Origin of the sequence: Rhodanobacter thiooxydans LCS2 (assembly GCF_000264375.1) — a bacterium.
GTDB lineage: Bacteria > Pseudomonadota > Gammaproteobacteria > Xanthomonadales > Rhodanobacteraceae > Rhodanobacter > Rhodanobacter thiooxydans.
Genome location: NZ_AJXW01000165.1, coordinates 1 through 310 on the forward strand (window position 1 = coordinate 1; position 310 = coordinate 310).

Consider the following 310-nt stretch of genomic DNA (forward strand, 5'->3'; position numbering starts at 1 on the left):
CGCACCAGATCTGCATGAAGGTCACCCAGATGCGCGTGCCGCTCAAGCGTGCCGCCGCCGAGGTGATCAACCAGGAGATCCCGTCGATGGGCGGCAACGGCGGCGCGATCGCGCTGGATGCGGAAGGGCACATCTCGATCCCGTTCAACACCGACGGCATGTACCGCGGCTGGGTCGGCGCTGACGGCGTACCGCACGTGGCAATCTACGGGGACGAGGACGACGGTACCGCCGAGCTGCCCGCACCCGCCGACAGCGTCGTGCAGCCCTGATTCCGCCCTTTGTAGGGGCCCGCTTGCGGGCGATGCTT

The 310-nt window shown here is 68.1% G+C and carries 1 protein-coding gene; it reads left to right on the top strand.

Annotated features, from left to right (window positions below):
- A partial coding sequence (locus UUA_RS18375; protein WP_008439773.1) for an isoaspartyl peptidase/L-asparaginase occupies window positions 1-272 on the top strand: 272 nt, incomplete at its 5' end.
- Between the last annotated feature and the right edge of the window lie 38 nt (window positions 273-310).